This is a genomic window from Paenibacillus sp. ACRRY, assembly GCF_022346995.1.
In the GTDB taxonomy this organism is placed as follows: Bacteria; Bacillota; Bacilli; order Paenibacillales; family Paenibacillaceae; genus Paenibacillus.
Window position 1 is genome coordinate 139,056 of the sequence record NZ_JAKRNM010000008.1, and the last position, 15,886, is coordinate 154,941.

The following is a 15,886-nucleotide window of genomic DNA, read 5'->3' on the forward strand; positions in this document are numbered from 1 at the left end:
GAGACAGGAAGGAAGCAAAGCGATGGACTTCAAACCGCTATCCATATTTATCGACCGCTTAACGGATTGGCGTATTCCATGGGCAGAGGTTTTGGTTCTGCACCGTAATCAAGAGGTCTTCCGCTACCGCAGTGGTTATGCTGACTTGGAACAACGTATTCCCATCCACGACAGGCACATCATTCGGCTGTATTCACTGACCAAAATTCTGACCTGCACGGCAGCCCTTCAGCTGGTAGAAAAGGGAGCACTCCTGTTAAATGATCCTTTGTCGGACTATCTTCCGGAATATGGCGAGATGGCCGTGAAGGTGACCTTGCCGAGCGGTGAAACGGTATTGGAGAAAGCCCAGAGAGCGATCCGGGTACGGAATCTCTTTACCATGTCGGCCGGGCTCTCTTATGATATCCGTTCCCCTTCGATCCGGGAAGTCGTAAGACGCACAAGCGGAAGATCGCCAACCCGCGAAGTTGCTGCGGCCATTGCCGAGGAACCGCTGTTGTTCGAACCGGGGGCAAGGTGGAGCTACAGTTTAAGCCATGACGTTCTTGCCGCCTTGGTCGAAGTTGTCGATGGAAGACGGTTCGGCGCCTATGTTCGGGATGAAATTACCGGCCCGCTCGGGATGCGTGATACCGGCTTCGATGTATCGGAAGAGAAACGGAGCCGTTTGGCTCCACAGTATGAATATAGCGAGTTCTTAGGGAAACCTATTCCCAAGGAGGGGAACGATTACCGGATCGGTTCGGAATATGAGAGCGGCGGTGCCGGGTTATTCTCCACGGTGAATGATTACGCCGTCTTTCTGAATGCACTAACCCAACAAGGAACAAGCCCCGAAGGCATTCGAATCCTCGCAGCCGACACGGTGAATCTCATGAGAACAGATCATCTGACCGAGGCCACTCGCAGTCATTTCTCGTGGTCACAGCTTGCGGGGTATGGTTACGGGCTTGGTGTTCGCACCCATTGTTCCAAGCAGACCAGCGGGTCGCTCAGTCCACTTGGTGAATTTGGCTGGAGCGGCGCAGCTGGTGCTCTGGCGATCATGGACCCGTCTTCTCAGCTGACCGTCATGTATGCGCAGCATATGTTGAACAATCAAGAGCCCTATGTGCATCCACGCTTGAGAAATCTCGTATACGCTTGCTTGAACCATCGTTAGGAGGAACTGGTATGAGAATTCGCTATGATCGCTTTCCGGGTGGCGTGCATAAGGCCATCACCATGAGTTTTGATGATGGGCAGATTCATGACAGGAGACTGGTCGGGAAGTTTAATGAATATGGTCTCAAAGGCACGTTTCACCTAAACAGCGGTACGCTCGGAAAAGAAGGGTTTCTTACAAGGGAAGAGATACGGCCCCTGTTCACGGGTCATGAAGTATCTGCACATACCGTCAGCCATCCTTTTCTCGAACAGTCGCCGGTCGAACAAATGGTTCAGGAAATCACAGAGGATCGAAAGGGATTGGAGGCTCTGGTTGGTTATCCTGTGCGTGGGATGAGCTATCCTTTTGGTACATATAACGACCAACTGGTCTCGCTGCTGCCTTCCCTGGGAATAGAGTATGCCCGGACAGCAGCAAACGAGTTCGGGTTGAATATGCCTTCAGACTTCCTGAGATGGCATCCGACCTGCCATTATCGGCAAATGGTAGAGTACGCGCAGCAGTTACTCGCTCTAAAACAGAGGCATACCAAGATGGCTTTGCTGTATGTGTGGGGGCACAGCTATGAATTTGAGAACGACAACAACTGGGAGCTGATCGATCGGTTTGGAGAACTCGTTGCCGGAAACGAAAACATCTGGTTTGCTACGAATACTGAAATTGTTTCGTATATGCATGCATTGCGGCAGCTCCGATTCTCGGCAGATTACCGGATCGTCCATAATCCATCTGCACAAAGTGTATGGGTAAGCGTGGAAATGGACGTCGTAGAGCTTGCGGCAGGCCAATTGACCGAGCTCGGTTGATGATCCCTTTTTTGCTGTCATTCTCTGGTCAATTTCTCCTAATAGATGAAGAGAGGATTGAAGTGCGATGTCTACCGAGGGAATGCAAACAACGGAATTACAAGGAAAACAACGTTATATACAAGCCATCGAGGACATTCTATCGAAAACGCTAAATAATATGGATAAGTTCGGGACCCGGTTTCCCCATGTGAGTCTGAATGGAGCCTATATACTGAATGATAACGATGACTGGACAGATGGCTTCTGGCCGGGGATCTTGTGGTTGTGCTATGAATATTCACACGATGAACGCTATCGAAAGGCAGCAGAAGGGGCTGTAGTAAGTTTACGTCAGCGGCTTGAGCAGCATGTCTCCCTGGATCACCATGATATCGGATTTCTGTACAGCTTATCGGCCAAAGCCCAGTGGATCATCACTGGCGATGAAGGCGCTCGGGAGCTGGCTCTTGCTGCAGCTGATGTATTAGTGAAACGTTGGCGGACTACGAGTGACGGCAGCGGTTATATTCAAGCTTGGGGGGCCCCAGATAATGAGGGAGAAGCGGGTAGGATTATTATTGATTGCCTGCTTAATCTGCCGTTATTGTACTGGGCAAGTGAACAGACGGGTGATTCAACGTACGCTCAAATAGCACAGATCCAAGCAGAGAAAACACGGCGTTATATCGTTAGAGGGGATGATAGTTCGTATCATACGTTTTTCTTCGATGCGAAGTCGGGTGTTCCCATCGGCGGCGCCACACATCAAGGCTACAGCAACGGTTCGACGTGGACGCGGGGTCAAGCTTGGGGAGTATATGGGTTTGCGCTATCTTATCGTTATACTGGAGATAGGGCGTTACTGGAGACTTCCAAGCGTATGGCCCGCTACTTCCTTGAGCATTTACCCGAGGACAGTGTTGCTTATTGGGACTTCAACGCTCCTGTAGCTGAGGATACTTACCGGGACAGTTCAGCCTCAGCGATCGTCGCTGCCGGACTGGCGGAGCTCATCTCCCATTTGCCTGTGGCTGATCCAGATCGTCCGTATTTCGAGAAGATGCTGGCAACAAGCATGGAATCGCTGATCAATAACTATGCCACGATCGGTGACGATGAAGCAGAGGGCTTTCTTAAACATGGGTCTTATCATATTCATGGCGGCTTATCCCCTGATGATTATATGATCTGGGGCGACTACTTTTACCTGGAAGCGTTAATGCGTCTTGCGCATGGTATTCCTGGTTATTGGTATGAGCGTAGCGGGAAATAACAGGAGAATAACGAAAATGAGATAAGTCATTGGAACATGGATATAAGAGACTTGGAAAAACAACGTACTGACACATTGGGATGATGATCCTCTTTCAAACTTGGTTCTTTGATAGGGCCGTGGGAGAGGGCATTGTCCCATACTTTTTTATAGAGATCATAATGCCTATATACCTATCATATCTCGGTTGAGAGATTATCGGCTCAAGCGAGTCATTACTTCTTGCTGAGTACTAAGCTTATGCACGATGGGATATTGACCACAGAGCAACGGGTCTTGGGAATGGTTGGTGGGGCTGAGGGTAAATCCTGTGGCACCCATAGACAGGTCATCTTTTGTCTCAGGAGGGGGAAAAGTGGCCTGTTTTTTAGTTTTTAGCGAATGCTAGATCAATATTACACTAAAGAAAAATCGAAAAAATATGCTTAAAGTCCTAAAAATAGTTCATAAAGCACAGGAATTCTCTTCGAGAATGTCGCAAAATGGGTTTTATCTAAGTAGAAAAGGAGCTATAGTATCCATCGAATATGAGAACACATTGTCTAGATATAGTCTGATGCTTACCTTACAGCAATGGTTACACATTCAGGATTAAATCTAAATGACGGGGGAAATAGTCAATGAAGAACGTAATACGTAAATTGATGGTCCTGCTTACCATTGCATTAACCTTCCAGACGGGACTCGGTAATTATATTACACCGACCACTTTTGCAGCCACGGGTCCTGTGTTGTCTGTATCTGGAGGTTCGGCTTCATTCGTGGCTGGAGATAATTCGTCCTCAACTCCGGTTGCTATCGACTCTGGCATAACGGTAACCGCGGATAGCAGCACTACCCTTGAAAGCGCAACAGTGGCGATTACAGGCAATCTTCATGTTGGAGAAGATGTGCTGATTTTCATTAATGACGGGCGGACCATGGGGAATATTACAGCTAGTTATAATGTATCCACTGGCGTGCTGACGTTGACATCCGCGGGCGGAACCGCAGCATTGGAGCAGTGGCAAGCCGCTTTGAGGTCAATTACTTATACAAATACGGCGGTCACGCCAATTACGGCGACACGTACGGTTAGCATAACGGTGACGGACGGCGTTAATACAAGCAGTGCGGCTACGCGAACGGTGACGGTGACGGATACCGACCAGACACCAATGGTGACCACGAGTGGAGGTTCGACCCATTACATCTCTGGAACTTCGACTTCGGTTGCTATTGACGGCGGTCTGACGGTATCAGACCTGGACAATGCAACCTTGAGTAGCGCAACGGTTAGCATCACGAGCCACTTCGACGCGGGAAAAGATGTACTGGCTTACATTAATGATGGGGTGACCATGGGAAACATTACGGCGACTTATAATGCATCTACTGGCGTGATGACGCTGATATCATCAGGCGCAACCGCATCGTTGGCACAGTGGCAGAGTGCGTTGCGAGGAATTACGTTTTCAAGCACGAGTGCCACGCCAGGGCAACGCAACATCAGCTACGCTGTAAGCGACGGAACGAAGACCAGCGCTACTGCTACACATACTATGGATGTAACAGTGATCGTGCCTCTCAGTCTGACTACAAGCAGCGGTTCGGCTTCATTCGTGGCTGGGGATAATGCGCCCTCAACTCCGGTCGTTATCGACTCCGGCATAATGTTAACCGGAGATAGCGGTATTACGCTTCCAAGCGCAACAGTGGCGATCACAGGCAATTTTCATGCTGGAGAGGATGTACTGAATTTCATCAATGACGGGCTGACCATGGGGAATATAACAGCTAGTTATAATGCATCTACTGGTGTGCTAACGCTGACATCAGCGGGCGCCATTACAACGTTGGCGGAGTGGCAAGCTGCTTTGAGATCAATTACTTATACAGATACGGCGGTCACGCCAAATACGGCGACACGTACGGTTAGCATAACGGTGACGGACGGCGTCAATAAAAGTAGTACGGCGACAAGAACTGTAACGGTGACGGAAACCGACCAGACACCAATCGTGAACACGAGTGGTGGTTCGACTAATTACATTTCTGGAGTTTCGACTCCGGTGACTATGGACAACGGTTTGACGATAGCAGACCTGGACAATACGACATTGAGCAGCGCAACGGTTAGCATTACGAGCCATTTCGACGCGGGAAAAGATGTACTGGCTTACACCAATGATGGGGCGACGATGGGAAATATTACAGCGAGTTATGATGCTTTCACTGGCGTGATGACGCTGACATCATCAGGCGCAACCGCAACGCTGGCACAGTGGCAGAGTGCGTTGCGAGGAATTACGTTCTCGAGTACGAGCGCCACGCCAGGGCAACGCAACATTAACTACACTGTAAACGACGGAACGAAGACCAGCGCTGCTGTTACACATATAGTACAAGTAGCTGTGATGACGCCTCCGAGTCTGACCACAAGTAGTGGTTCGGCTTCATTCGTGGCTGGGGATAATGCGCCCTCAACTCCGGTCGTTATCGACTCTGGCATAACGGTAACAGCAGATAGCAGTACTACTCTTGCAAGCGCAACAGTGGCCATTACAGGTAATCTTCATGTTGGAGAAGATGTGCTGGGATTCACCAATGACAGGCAAACTATGGGTAACATTACGGCCAGTTATAATGCAGTTACGGGTGTGTTGACGCTGACATCAGCGGGCGGAACTGCAACGTCGGCGCAGTGGCAAGCGGCCTTGAGATCAATTACTTATACAGATATGGCGATCACGCCAAATACGGTGACACGTATGGTTAGCTTCACGTTGACGAACGGTGTCAATTCAAGCAATACAGCGACACGAGCTGTAATGGTCACAGCTACCAATCAGACACCAATTGTGACGACAAGTGGTGGTTCGACTAATTACATCTCTGGAGCTTCGACTCCGACAGCTATTGACAGCGGTGTAACGGTAGCCGACCTGGATAATACAACCTTAGCTAGCGCAACGGTTAGCATTACGAGTCATTTCGACGCGGAAAAAGATGTGCTTGCTTTCATGAATGATGGAGCGAGCATGGGTAATATTGCGGCGAATTATGATGCACTTAATGGCGTCCTGACGCTGACGTCCGCTGGTGGAACCGCAACGTTGGCGGAGTGGCAGAACGCATTGCGAGCAGTTACTTACAAAAACACACAAGTTTCTACGAATATGACGACGCGCACGATCAGCTTCACCGTAAGCGATGGTGACAAAATGAGCAGTATCGCAACAAAGAGCATTACCTTGCAGGCATTAAGCAGTTTAAGGGCTGCTCCGAATACGTTAAACGTACTGAGCGGGCAGACTGCATCCGTGGCGATTACAGCTGTTTTTTCAGATCAGTCGCAAAGAGATGTGACCTCATTGGTAACCTGGACTGTTCGCAATCCGTCAATTGCTAATGTTACCAGCGGCAGGGTTACAGGTAAGACAGCGGGCAGTACTGTCGTCAGTGCTGTGTATGGAACCCAATCGGTAGATATAAACGTAACAGTAACCGGTACGCCAGTTTCGGGGTCAGGATCCTCTCCGAGCAGTCCAACCAATACAAGCACTTCAATCGATACGAGCACTCCGGCTGAAACAGACTCTTCAACGCCCCCAGTTCAGGAGACCAAGTATTTTCACGCTCTTGTTGAAACTGATCGGCTCGTAGCTTTTATACAAGAAGCATTGGCCGGTAACGCTGTGACGTTCCAGGACGCGGCGTCTCATTGGGCTTCCAAAGATATTTTAACCGCTGCCAAGATAGGCATAATTAAGGGCTACCCAGATGGCAGATTTAAACCGGATGCTTCTATTACAAGAGCAGAGTTCAGCACACTTCTTGTTAAAGCATTTGCCCTGCGTTCAGGAAGCGGAACGTTTGAGTTACGGGATATTCAGAACTCCTGGGCGCGAGACTCTATAGAAATTCTTGCTTCCAATGGAGTTATCAACGGGTACTCTGATGGAACCTTCCACGCTGATTACAGGATTACACGAGCCGAGATGGCTGCTATGATCTCGAAAATCCTGATTTTTCAGAATAGTCTGTCTGGTGAGGCTGCCACATTCGTTGATGTAGCACCCAAGCATTGGGCGAAGGAGATCATTGAAGCGGCTGCAAAGACGGGGCTGCTCGAGGGCAAGAGCCAGAACCGGTTTGAACCGGACGCCAATCTCACGAGGGCGGAAGCCTTAACGGTGATCATGCGCATGCTGAGGGAGAATCCAACGATAGATAAATTGCTGGGTTAACCACAAAATAGCTCATAGCTTCTAAACTGAGCAGATGTAAGACTAAGATTTGTCCCTCTCATTGTTAACAGGTGTATAGCTAAACCTGCTACAGTGAGGGGGCATTTTTATGTGTACAGTTATACAATATGAGTTGTGATTTTAATGAAATAGACCATCCTGAGCCTTTTCGGTGAACTGACCGAGGCTAAGCAGACTATTACGAATTATCACCGACGAACGGCTTGCTGTCCGAAGAACTGGCTTCGATACTGGCAGGCAAAGTTGTGGCCCTGATCCGTCTAATAAGATTCTCGCGTGCGCGTGCACTCTGCTGCTCATCGTACAGGTGCTGTGTTGTACCATGATCTAGGTTTACCTAAAAGGTTAAATTCTTTGCGCTCTCTCCTGAATGGAGTTTAATTGCATTTGAGAATAACTTAAATTAGTGGGAACTCATTTGAAAACGCATACGTAAAAAATAGAGTATGTGACATACATTTATATATTAGGAGAGTTGCTGATGCAGAAAAATCGCCCAAAAGATCGTGGTTTTCACACGGTAAACAAAGTAATCGCTTGTGTTTTGACACTCGTGCTCGTCATTATCGCATGTGCGGTACCTGTCAACGCGGAAGAAGAACTGATTCAGACAACACCATCCAGGATTCCTTTAACAGAGTTAGAGAAAACCATTGATTCTTATGTTGAGTCGTATGAGAAGTATACCGCTGCCGTTTCGGTTGTGGCGATCAAAGATGGCGAATTCATAGTAAATAAAACATATGGCTTTGCGGATATTGAGAATCAGCGAAAGGCAGATACCTCCACTGTATTTGAATGGGCTTCTATCTCTAAACTGTTGGTCTATACGAGTCTTATGCAGCTTGTCGAACAAGGGAAGCTTGATCTGGAAACGGATATTAGAGAATATCTGCCAGAAGGATTTTTCAAAAAGCTCAAATACGATGAACCGATTACCCTATTGAACCTGATGCATCACAATGCGGGTTGGGAAGATCAAACAGCGACCGAAGTGTATTATTACGACGAGAATAAAGAATATGATTTAGGAGAAACGCTGCGTAAAAATGAGCCGAAACAGATATACAAACCGAATAGCGTCGTCGGTTATTCCAACTATGGCGTTGGTCTAGGTGGTTACATCGTGGAATTGGTAAGTGGCCAACCTTATTATGAATATGTTAATCAACATATATTTAAACCACTGGATATGAACGACACTACGGTTCATCCAACGGGGCAAGATCGTCCAGACCTTGTGCAAAGAAGGAATGAGATTGAAGGGTATACGAAAGATTTGAAGCGGATCCCTGAGAACAGAGTATACGTAACGTTCTATCCTACAGGGGCAGCCATGGGGACAGCCGAAGATTTAGGGAAATTCCTTGCAGCCCTGATGCCTGTTGATGATAACAGTGTATTATTTGCCAAGAGAGATAAGTTAGACGAAATGTTGTCAACCAGTCTATATTATGACGGGACTTCGATTCCACGATTTGCGCATGGGTTTGCTGAGATGGAATATTGGGTACCTACACTGCTTCATGAGGGGAATTTAAAAGGTTTTTCAAGCAAAGTTGTCTTTGATCCAGAATCCAAATTTGGAATGGTGGTCATGACAAACATTGCGTTTGAGGAAGTCTATTATTATGGACTTATTAGCAAGATTTTCGGTAACAGCACATACGTTAATTCGGTTGCTTCTGAGGGGGGAGGATATTTTCAATCCGCAAGGCGGCCCGCCTCTAGATTTACCGATTTATTTAGCCTGCTGGATATAACCAAATTTTCAAAAGCGGAGTTAAGTAGTCTTTATAATGTGGTCGAGCATCATGGCGTTGTTGAGAAAATTTCCTACACTCCTTACATGGATTACTTACCTGTATCGAATCTAAAGGTGAACTTGATTGCAATATCTCTTATTCCCGTTGCGCTAGCCATCATTTACAGCTTAGTTGCTTTGATCGGTTACATAATCCGGATGCTTCTTTACAAACTTAAAAAACGAGGAGATTCTCCAACCCATCTTGATAAATATTATCTAGCCATTAATTTCGCAGGTGGGTTGCTCCTTCTTAATCTTTTTATCATCCTTACCAGACTTCCAAGTTATCCTGCTTATTCTTCAATACGCATTAATTTAGGGTTTAACCTGCTATATGTAGTTTTGGCAGTGTCGTATCTTGGTTTGCTCATTTACAAATTGCGGAAGAGCAGTTACGCCAAAAAGCAAAAGGTGATGTATATCATGTCTGGCATCTCGGCTTTCATCTTGGCTGCTTTTGTTGTGGGATGGAATTTGTATGTTTAGAACGGTAACCGATGGTATTTCAAGTATTTCAAAGGCTAGAGGATGCCTTCTATGCTTAAGTGATATAATAAGTGGACTAATTATAAAGATGCAAAGACAGCAGCTCCTTATCTGGGACTGCTGTCTTTGTATTAGTAAGACAGTTGGCAGCTAGTGTCTCGGAATATTGAAAGGGGAGGCAAGATCATATTATTTTTTTATGTCTCAAAATAAATGTTTTAATGAAACTGTAAATTACCACTAGAATATTCAATAATAATAGACCTATATATCCATCCGTTAACTTTGTTCTTTCAATCCACTTATTCACTAACTCTCCCGAGAGAGCTTGTTTTTCTATATATTTGTTTATATCATTTTGATTTATTTCATCCATATGTATAAGTGGAAACTCCATGCTGTTGAGAGAAAAGGCTAGCGGTGGGTAGAACTCTACCCATTTTTGACCTGTCCATCGATCATACTTATAACGAGAGTCTGCGCTGGATTCAAGACTCTCCCACCTGAGAAAACCCAATACGATAAGAATACAGAGTGTGATGACGCTAATTATTAGGCTCTTGTTAATCAAATAAACACCATCCTTATATTTGTATTAATAAAAATACTGTTGTTATTCATCTAATATTTCATTATTAAAATTGTAGGACCACAAAGGTCATTTTATTTAGCGTTTAACATAAAATCACTTCATTATCCGTTTCATTCTAGCAAAATTTTCCGATATCTGTAAGTGGATTGTTTCATTTCGAATAAAATGCTAACAAGATAAACAACCAATGAAAATCAAAGAACCTTTGCAAAAGGCACTTAAAGTTACAAAGATCAGCCTATTCTTCCGGGCTTCGTGTAGGTGAAGTTGTACGTCTGCGTTGCAGTGATCTGGATATTGAGGGGAAGGGGCAGAAGGATCGGAAGACGTTTCCTTCAAATCCTGCCTGGGTTATCGTGCAGAAATACATAGCAGAATATAGGCCTAATCGTTGGCTGTTTCCGGGGCAAATTTTTCATCATCTTACCGAGCGGAGCATGCACAAGGTTTTTGAAGAAGAAAGACACGTGCAGGAATTGTGAAATAGGTGAGCCATGCATGCCCTTCGCCACTCGTATTCTGGAAAACGAAATAGATCTAGGATACATTCATCAGCTACTTGGTCATACGAGTACGAACAACGCAGTGATATACGCATGTTAGTACGAAAATTATTCTGCGTAATTAAAGCCTGATCAAAGGACATGGGAGATTGAGTATTATGCTAACTTCCCCTTTTTCAACGGATTTTTCTTCGCATATGTAATATTTTGGGTTATTATATACATAGTTCGGATAATGATAGGATGAGTGGTAATTCACGAAGTACTGTTTAGGTGAAATCCCGTGGGACATAAATTGAGGAGAATTTCAAGATGGATAGAACAAATGTAAAAGTCGAATTTAGTATATTTGGAGATCAATTTGACCCCAATATAATTACAAATACATTGTTAATTACTCCTACAAGAATCTGGCTCAAAGGCGATCCTATACGAAGAGATTTAGTTCGTAAAGAAACGTGTTGGGAGCTAGAGACAGAGTATGAAGAATCTTTGAATATCAATGATCAGATTAATAAGGTTAAAAATTTGATTCAGGATAAAAAAGACAAAGTGATAAGATTAATAAGAGAGAACAATCTTGAATGTAAGTTTGAAGTGGTAGTTAATATTGAGAATAATGTAAAGCCAGCCATGTATCTTAATAAAGAAACTATAAAGTTCATATATGATTTAGGGGCAGAAATTGATTTTGACTTATACATTTATAGCTAAGAACCGACGATAGTAGACTCAAAGAGTAGTAGACATCACCTAACATAATATTTGCGCTGCGGACATTCGTCCTGGGTCCGGCATTAGCCGGACACCTTAGAGAAGTTGGTCCATGAAAACAAAAATAGTAGTTCATGAATACAGAACCTTATATAAACTGGCGGAAGTAGTGGTTAAAATAAAAAAGATATTTGGTCTAATAGGTTTAATTATTACACTAATAATGGTTATTCACCTTGTCTTTTATGGAGTAGCCAGACAACAAGCAATAGGTTATCTCGAAAACAAATATTATGAAAAGGATATGAAAATTGGTTGGCCGAGCCAGAGTATTTTTAATAATATCTTTGATGGATGGTATACAGTTCCGGTATATACTCAAAATAAACAACAAAAAATTAAGTTCAATGTTGATCTAAATATGTTTATTGGTGTAAGGGATGATGACTTTTTGTTTTGGGCATTACTAGCTGATGCTGAAGATCAGTTCAATGCTAAAGTTCAAGAAAGTATCCCTACGGCTAAAGCCGATGTTCTTCATCAATCAATTGACGAAGATGCGTATTATCAAGAGTTTGGCAAAGAAAATATTCAATATGTTCACAATAGTATCGGAGATCAAGTACTGGTTGTTCATATAAGTTGGTCAGGTGAAAGTAAATTATCACAGGAAGATTTTGCTGGAAAGTGCTCTGAAGTTGGTGTGAATTTTCTATCAACTTATCCGGTTTATAAATTGGAATTTTCATATACTTATCAGGACAATGAAAAAATGTATACAGCCACTGAAAATAACAGTGATAAATTTGAGAATATCTCAAAAGATCATCTATATGAAGAACTTTTTACGAATGTACATATCAATGAATTTTGAAATTGAAGTTAATAACTGTTCATGAAGTTACAAGTCTTTATAATCTATCTCTAAGTAAAAGTCCTTTCTCCCTACACTCAGTCCAAGTAGAAGGTTAGAAGGGATTCGGTGAGACATTTTAGAAGTAAGGAAGCCTATTCAGTCTGAGGCAAGGTTAGACTTTGTTATGCTGATCTCAGGGTGCGAGATGTCAAAGGCAAGCTATTCATAGATCAGAGATAAGGTGGTCAAAGAATGGAAGCTAAAATGTTGTTTGGCGTGGGGTTAGTCATCGATACACCGGAATTCGGAACCATCGTTATGGGGGCCAATGAAGGGTTGGATAAACAACTTCCGTCAACAATCAAAGAGATGATCGGTGACCAGATTATCATAAAAAAAATGGACGGGGAAGAGCAAGTGTATGGAGTCGTTTCTATTCAAATTAATCATTCTATAGCCGGCAAAAAGAATATTGGTATATGTTTGGGGAAAGAAATATTCCCAGAAGAAGTACCAGCTGGTTCAATCGTCTACTGTATCCATGATTGATCAGTAGTGTATGCTTTGGTGTAGCTATATGTAGTGGCAATTTCTTATTGAACTGGCTGTGCTCATCTTTACTTTTATTCCGGTTCGAGGAAACAAAACAACTGGTGGCGTATGTAGGATCTGTAAGTATCAAAAACCCGACATAAATTGCGGGTTTTTGATACTTTATTGTTGGGAGATGAAAGGCGCTACCCAGTAAATTCCTGGACCCATGTGTTGTTATAATAAGCAATACCGATATGAGTATAACTATTATTCAGTATATTTGCTTTGTGGCCGGGACTGTTCATCCACTCCTTCATAACCTGGGCAGGGGTGGTTTGCCCTTTTGCAATGTTTTCTCCAGCGGTATTATATGTTATCCCGAATTCCTTCATCATATCGAAGGGGGATCCATGTGTTGGCGAATTATGATCAAAGTAACTGTTGTTGTACATGTCCTGTGCCTTGACCATAGCCACTTTTGACAATTCTTCATTCCTACTCAAGGAACTTAATCCCGTTTTGGCCCTTTCTTGATTGACCAGATCCAGAACCTGCTGCTCAAAATCTGTTTTATCCGTAGTATTTTTTTTACCTTCCTGTACTTGTCCTGTTGGCTCCTTATTTTCAGGATTTCCTGCAGGTTCCTGGTTTACTGGATTTCCATCCGGTGTTCGAATCAGATCCAACAAATCCAATGGAATTCCATTTTGGGCTTCTTTTGTTGTAATAGATCTCTCTTGCCAAGATGTAGCTGTTGATGATGCCTGTGTGTGGACAGAGTTTGGTGCAGCAGCATGCTGATGAATTGAAATTTGTTTTTGCTCAGGAGTCACTTGTTTTTGCATCATATTGTTATGGGACGAACAGCCTGCCACCAATAATAATATTGTTATAACGAAAAACTTTGCCATTTGCCAACCTCCTAGATCCGTTAGTTAATGAAGTTCCCGGATTTATGTTTTCCTGCATGCCATTTACTTATTCCTAATATGGTTCTCTCCTTATCCAGTACTTTTTTATGATCGATACCATTTAGATCGCCTTGTCTTTTTTTGTGTCTCGAGGAAAGCAAAGCGTGCTGCGAATGGTTATGGATAAAGGAGGCCATATCGGATCATAAATGCATCACGGGATGAATGTTATCTATTTCAATGGGATTCCTGATGATTGGAGTATTTCGATGGATAATTGGAAGAATCTATTCAAACTAATTTAACTCATTCATTATTGCTGTGAGATACAGTGTACTTTTCGAAGTCCTGCTTAACTAAACGCCTCCGTTGGTGGGACAGACAATTTTATAGAGTATAAACCATATGCTGCATCATATAAAACAAACTGAAAGCTAGTATTTGATAAATCGATGAAGTCAGCAACTGCGTTTAACACAGTATTCAAGCTGCGGGGCTATCGCCCCTTGATTGACAGATGTATAATCATGGAAGAAATCACGCTGCGGGCCTGATAAGGCCATGGGTCGACCGGAACAAGAGAAGCAGATTCATAACGAGGCGAAATTCAGTAGAAAGGAAGCGGAATCAGGCGACAACCACTGAGAGGCAAGTCCTGACGGACCCAGTCGCTACGCTCCTTTAAGCCTCTCGGATTCGTGAATACAGCAACGTTATCTGAAATAAGGACAAATATGTAATATCAAAATCTAGGAGTTTGATTCGACATGGAGAACTCAAATTTAAAAGATCTTATTGAAAAATACCTGAGCACATATAACACGTTTAACATTGATGGAATAATAGGAGTTTTGAATGAAAATATTCATTTTCGAAACATTGAAGTGAATTCGGAAACAAAGGGGATTCAGGAATTTCGCACATTAGCAGAGCAGTCAATTCAGGTATTTTCTCAAAGGCGTCAAGTAATAAAGAACATTATTTTCGCAGGAGATAAAGCAGAGGCTTCCGGACATACTTGGCATACGCCAAGCGTCGTTAATGCGGAAACGTTAGCCCGAAAGAAGTTCTTAATTTAGGAGGAATCAATATGATACTAGAAAAAGTTATAGATAGAATTGAAATACAAAGTGAATATAAGGATTTGGTTGATAAGTATATAGATCAGATCCTTACCGAATTTAAAGGTAAGATTCATAGCGTTTATATGTGTGGCTCGATTCCCAAAGGAACTGCTAAACCTTTTAAGTCAGATGCGGACTTTACTATTGTCTGTGCAAATCCCGAAGATATTGATTACGAAAGATTGACAAATATTAAAGACAGGCTTTTGAAAGAATATCCAATAGTCACTAAGATTGATACGATCATTTGCTCAATTGACGATGTGTTAAATAAACCGAATGAGTGGGGTTTTTGGGTTAAGATCATCTGTGTTTGCGTATATGGCAATGATATTGGTGAAAAAGTACCACCGATCATTATTTCTCCAGCGTTCATTCTAGACTTAAATACAGAGACCAAGGAAGAAGTAGATCGTATACGTCGTTCACTTTCTACTGCTAGTGATGACACGCTGAAAACCAGATATATTAAAGGGTATTCGAAGAGATTAATTCGTGCATTATACTCTTTGGTTATAGTAGATACAGGTGTATGGCAAGATGACATTATTGAGATGAAGAATGCCATAATAAAGTATTGCGAGATTGACTCCGCTTTAGTTGAGGATCTGTATGCTTGTTACTTGGATAGTGATGTACTTGTTGAAGAGTTTCTGGGAATTGCAGATGAAGTCTATAGCTATTTTGAGAACGATCTAAATGCAATGAGAAAATTATAAAGCAGTTTACAAGTTGCGTTATCGGTACGGCTCGATACTCGACTCAGCATCTAAGTGGACTAAGCCGAGTATGCAATAAATTTCATAGTTGGCCACGAACTCACTTGGTTACTTATCATAGCGAGGGTTATACTAATATATAATGAAAGCTATCTTAG

General features: G+C 43.4%; 11 protein-coding genes. 10 read left to right on the forward strand and 1 reads right to left on the reverse strand.

What is annotated here, in order from left to right; genetic code table 11:
- Nucleotides 1–22: 22 nt before the first annotated feature.
- The 8 genes from MH144_RS23325 to MH144_RS23360 all read left to right on the forward strand — a co-directional run bounded on the left by MH144_RS23325 (nt 23) and on the right by MH144_RS23360 (nt 12,989).
- Nucleotides 23–1,165 carry a serine hydrolase domain-containing protein gene (locus MH144_RS23325; protein WP_239304599.1) on the forward strand — a complete coding sequence of 381 codons (1,143 nt, stop codon included), beginning with the start codon at nt 23–25 and terminating at the stop codon, nt 1,163–1,165.
- An 11-nt stretch (nt 1,166–1,176) separates the two neighbouring features.
- Nucleotides 1,177–1,977 carry a polysaccharide deacetylase family protein gene (locus tag MH144_RS23330; protein ID WP_239304601.1) on the forward strand — a complete coding sequence of 267 codons (801 nt, stop codon included), beginning with the start codon at nt 1,177–1,179 and terminating at the stop codon, nt 1,975–1,977.
- 67 nt (nt 1,978–2,044) lie between these two features.
- The gene (locus MH144_RS23335; RefSeq protein WP_239304603.1) at nt 2,045–3,232 is read left to right on the forward strand and encodes a glycoside hydrolase family 88 protein; all 1,188 of its coding nucleotides are present in this window, start codon (nt 2,045–2,047) and stop codon (nt 3,230–3,232) included.
- A gap of 620 nt (nt 3,233–3,852) precedes the next feature.
- Nucleotides 3,853–7,461 (forward strand): S-layer homology domain-containing protein, encoded by a 3,609-nt coding sequence (locus tag MH144_RS23340; protein WP_239304605.1) that lies wholly within the window; start codon nt 3,853–3,855, stop codon nt 7,459–7,461.
- Between the two features lie 502 nt (nt 7,462–7,963).
- Nucleotides 7,964–9,775: a serine hydrolase domain-containing protein gene (locus MH144_RS23345; RefSeq protein WP_239304607.1), complete on the forward strand. Its 1,812-nt coding sequence runs from the start codon at nt 7,964–7,966 to the stop codon at nt 9,773–9,775.
- A gap of 1,407 nt (nt 9,776–11,182) precedes the next feature.
- Nucleotides 11,183–11,584 carry a DUF4279 domain-containing protein gene (locus tag MH144_RS23350; protein ID WP_239304609.1) on the forward strand — a complete coding sequence of 134 codons (402 nt, stop codon included), beginning with the start codon at nt 11,183–11,185 and terminating at the stop codon, nt 11,582–11,584.
- Between the two features lie 112 nt (nt 11,585–11,696).
- Complete coding sequence (locus tag MH144_RS23355) at nt 11,697–12,458, forward strand: hypothetical protein (RefSeq protein ID WP_239304611.1); 762 nt, start codon at nt 11,697–11,699, stop codon at nt 12,456–12,458.
- A 234-nt stretch (nt 12,459–12,692) separates the two neighbouring features.
- The gene (locus MH144_RS23360; RefSeq protein WP_239304613.1) at nt 12,693–12,989 is read left to right on the forward strand and encodes a hypothetical protein; all 297 of its coding nucleotides are present in this window, start codon (nt 12,693–12,695) and stop codon (nt 12,987–12,989) included.
- Between the two features lie 188 nt (nt 12,990–13,177).
- Here MH144_RS23360 and MH144_RS23365 read toward each other — a convergent pair whose 3' ends face one another.
- Entirely contained in the window at nt 13,178–13,885 is a 708-nt protein-coding gene (locus MH144_RS23365; RefSeq protein ID WP_239304615.1) for a CAP domain-containing protein, read from the reverse strand.
- A gap of 767 nt (nt 13,886–14,652) precedes the next feature.
- Between MH144_RS23365 and MH144_RS23370 the strand changes: the two genes are divergently transcribed.
- Nucleotides 14,653–14,964: a nuclear transport factor 2 family protein gene (locus tag MH144_RS23370; protein ID WP_239304617.1), complete on the forward strand. Its 312-nt coding sequence runs from the start codon at nt 14,653–14,655 to the stop codon at nt 14,962–14,964.
- A gap of 11 nt (nt 14,965–14,975) precedes the next feature.
- Nucleotides 14,976–15,728, forward strand: a complete 753-nt coding sequence (locus tag MH144_RS23375) for a nucleotidyltransferase domain-containing protein (RefSeq protein ID WP_239304619.1) — start codon at nt 14,976–14,978, stop codon at nt 15,726–15,728.
- Nucleotides 15,729–15,886: the final 158 nt, after the last annotated feature.

What these genes read in the sequence shown, in the direction of transcription:
- MH144_RS23340 (WP_239304605.1), top strand. Translation starts at nt 3,853, where the DNA reads ATGAAGAACGTAATACGTAAATTGATGGTCCTGCTTACCATTGCATTA.
- MH144_RS23350 (WP_239304609.1), top strand. Translation starts at nt 11,183, where the DNA reads ATGGATAGAACAAATGTAAAAGTCGAATTTAGTATATTTGGAGATCAA.
- MH144_RS23370 (WP_239304617.1), top strand. Translation starts at nt 14,653, where the DNA reads ATGGAGAACTCAAATTTAAAAGATCTTATTGAAAAATACCTGAGCACA.
- MH144_RS23365 (WP_239304615.1), bottom strand. Translation starts at nt 13,885, where the DNA reads ATGGCAAAGTTTTTCGTTATAACAATATTATTATTGGTGGCAGGCTGT.
- MH144_RS23325 (WP_239304599.1), top strand. Translation starts at nt 23, where the DNA reads ATGGACTTCAAACCGCTATCCATATTTATCGACCGCTTAACGGATTGG.
- MH144_RS23360 (WP_239304613.1), top strand. Translation starts at nt 12,693, where the DNA reads ATGGAAGCTAAAATGTTGTTTGGCGTGGGGTTAGTCATCGATACACCG.
- MH144_RS23335 (WP_239304603.1), top strand. Translation starts at nt 2,045, where the DNA reads ATGTCTACCGAGGGAATGCAAACAACGGAATTACAAGGAAAACAACGT.
- MH144_RS23375 (WP_239304619.1), top strand. Translation starts at nt 14,976, where the DNA reads ATGATACTAGAAAAAGTTATAGATAGAATTGAAATACAAAGTGAATAT.
- MH144_RS23330 (WP_239304601.1), top strand. Translation starts at nt 1,177, where the DNA reads ATGAGAATTCGCTATGATCGCTTTCCGGGTGGCGTGCATAAGGCCATC.
- MH144_RS23345 (WP_239304607.1), top strand. Translation starts at nt 7,964, where the DNA reads ATGCAGAAAAATCGCCCAAAAGATCGTGGTTTTCACACGGTAAACAAA.
- MH144_RS23355 (WP_239304611.1), top strand. Translation starts at nt 11,697, where the DNA reads ATGAAAACAAAAATAGTAGTTCATGAATACAGAACCTTATATAAACTG.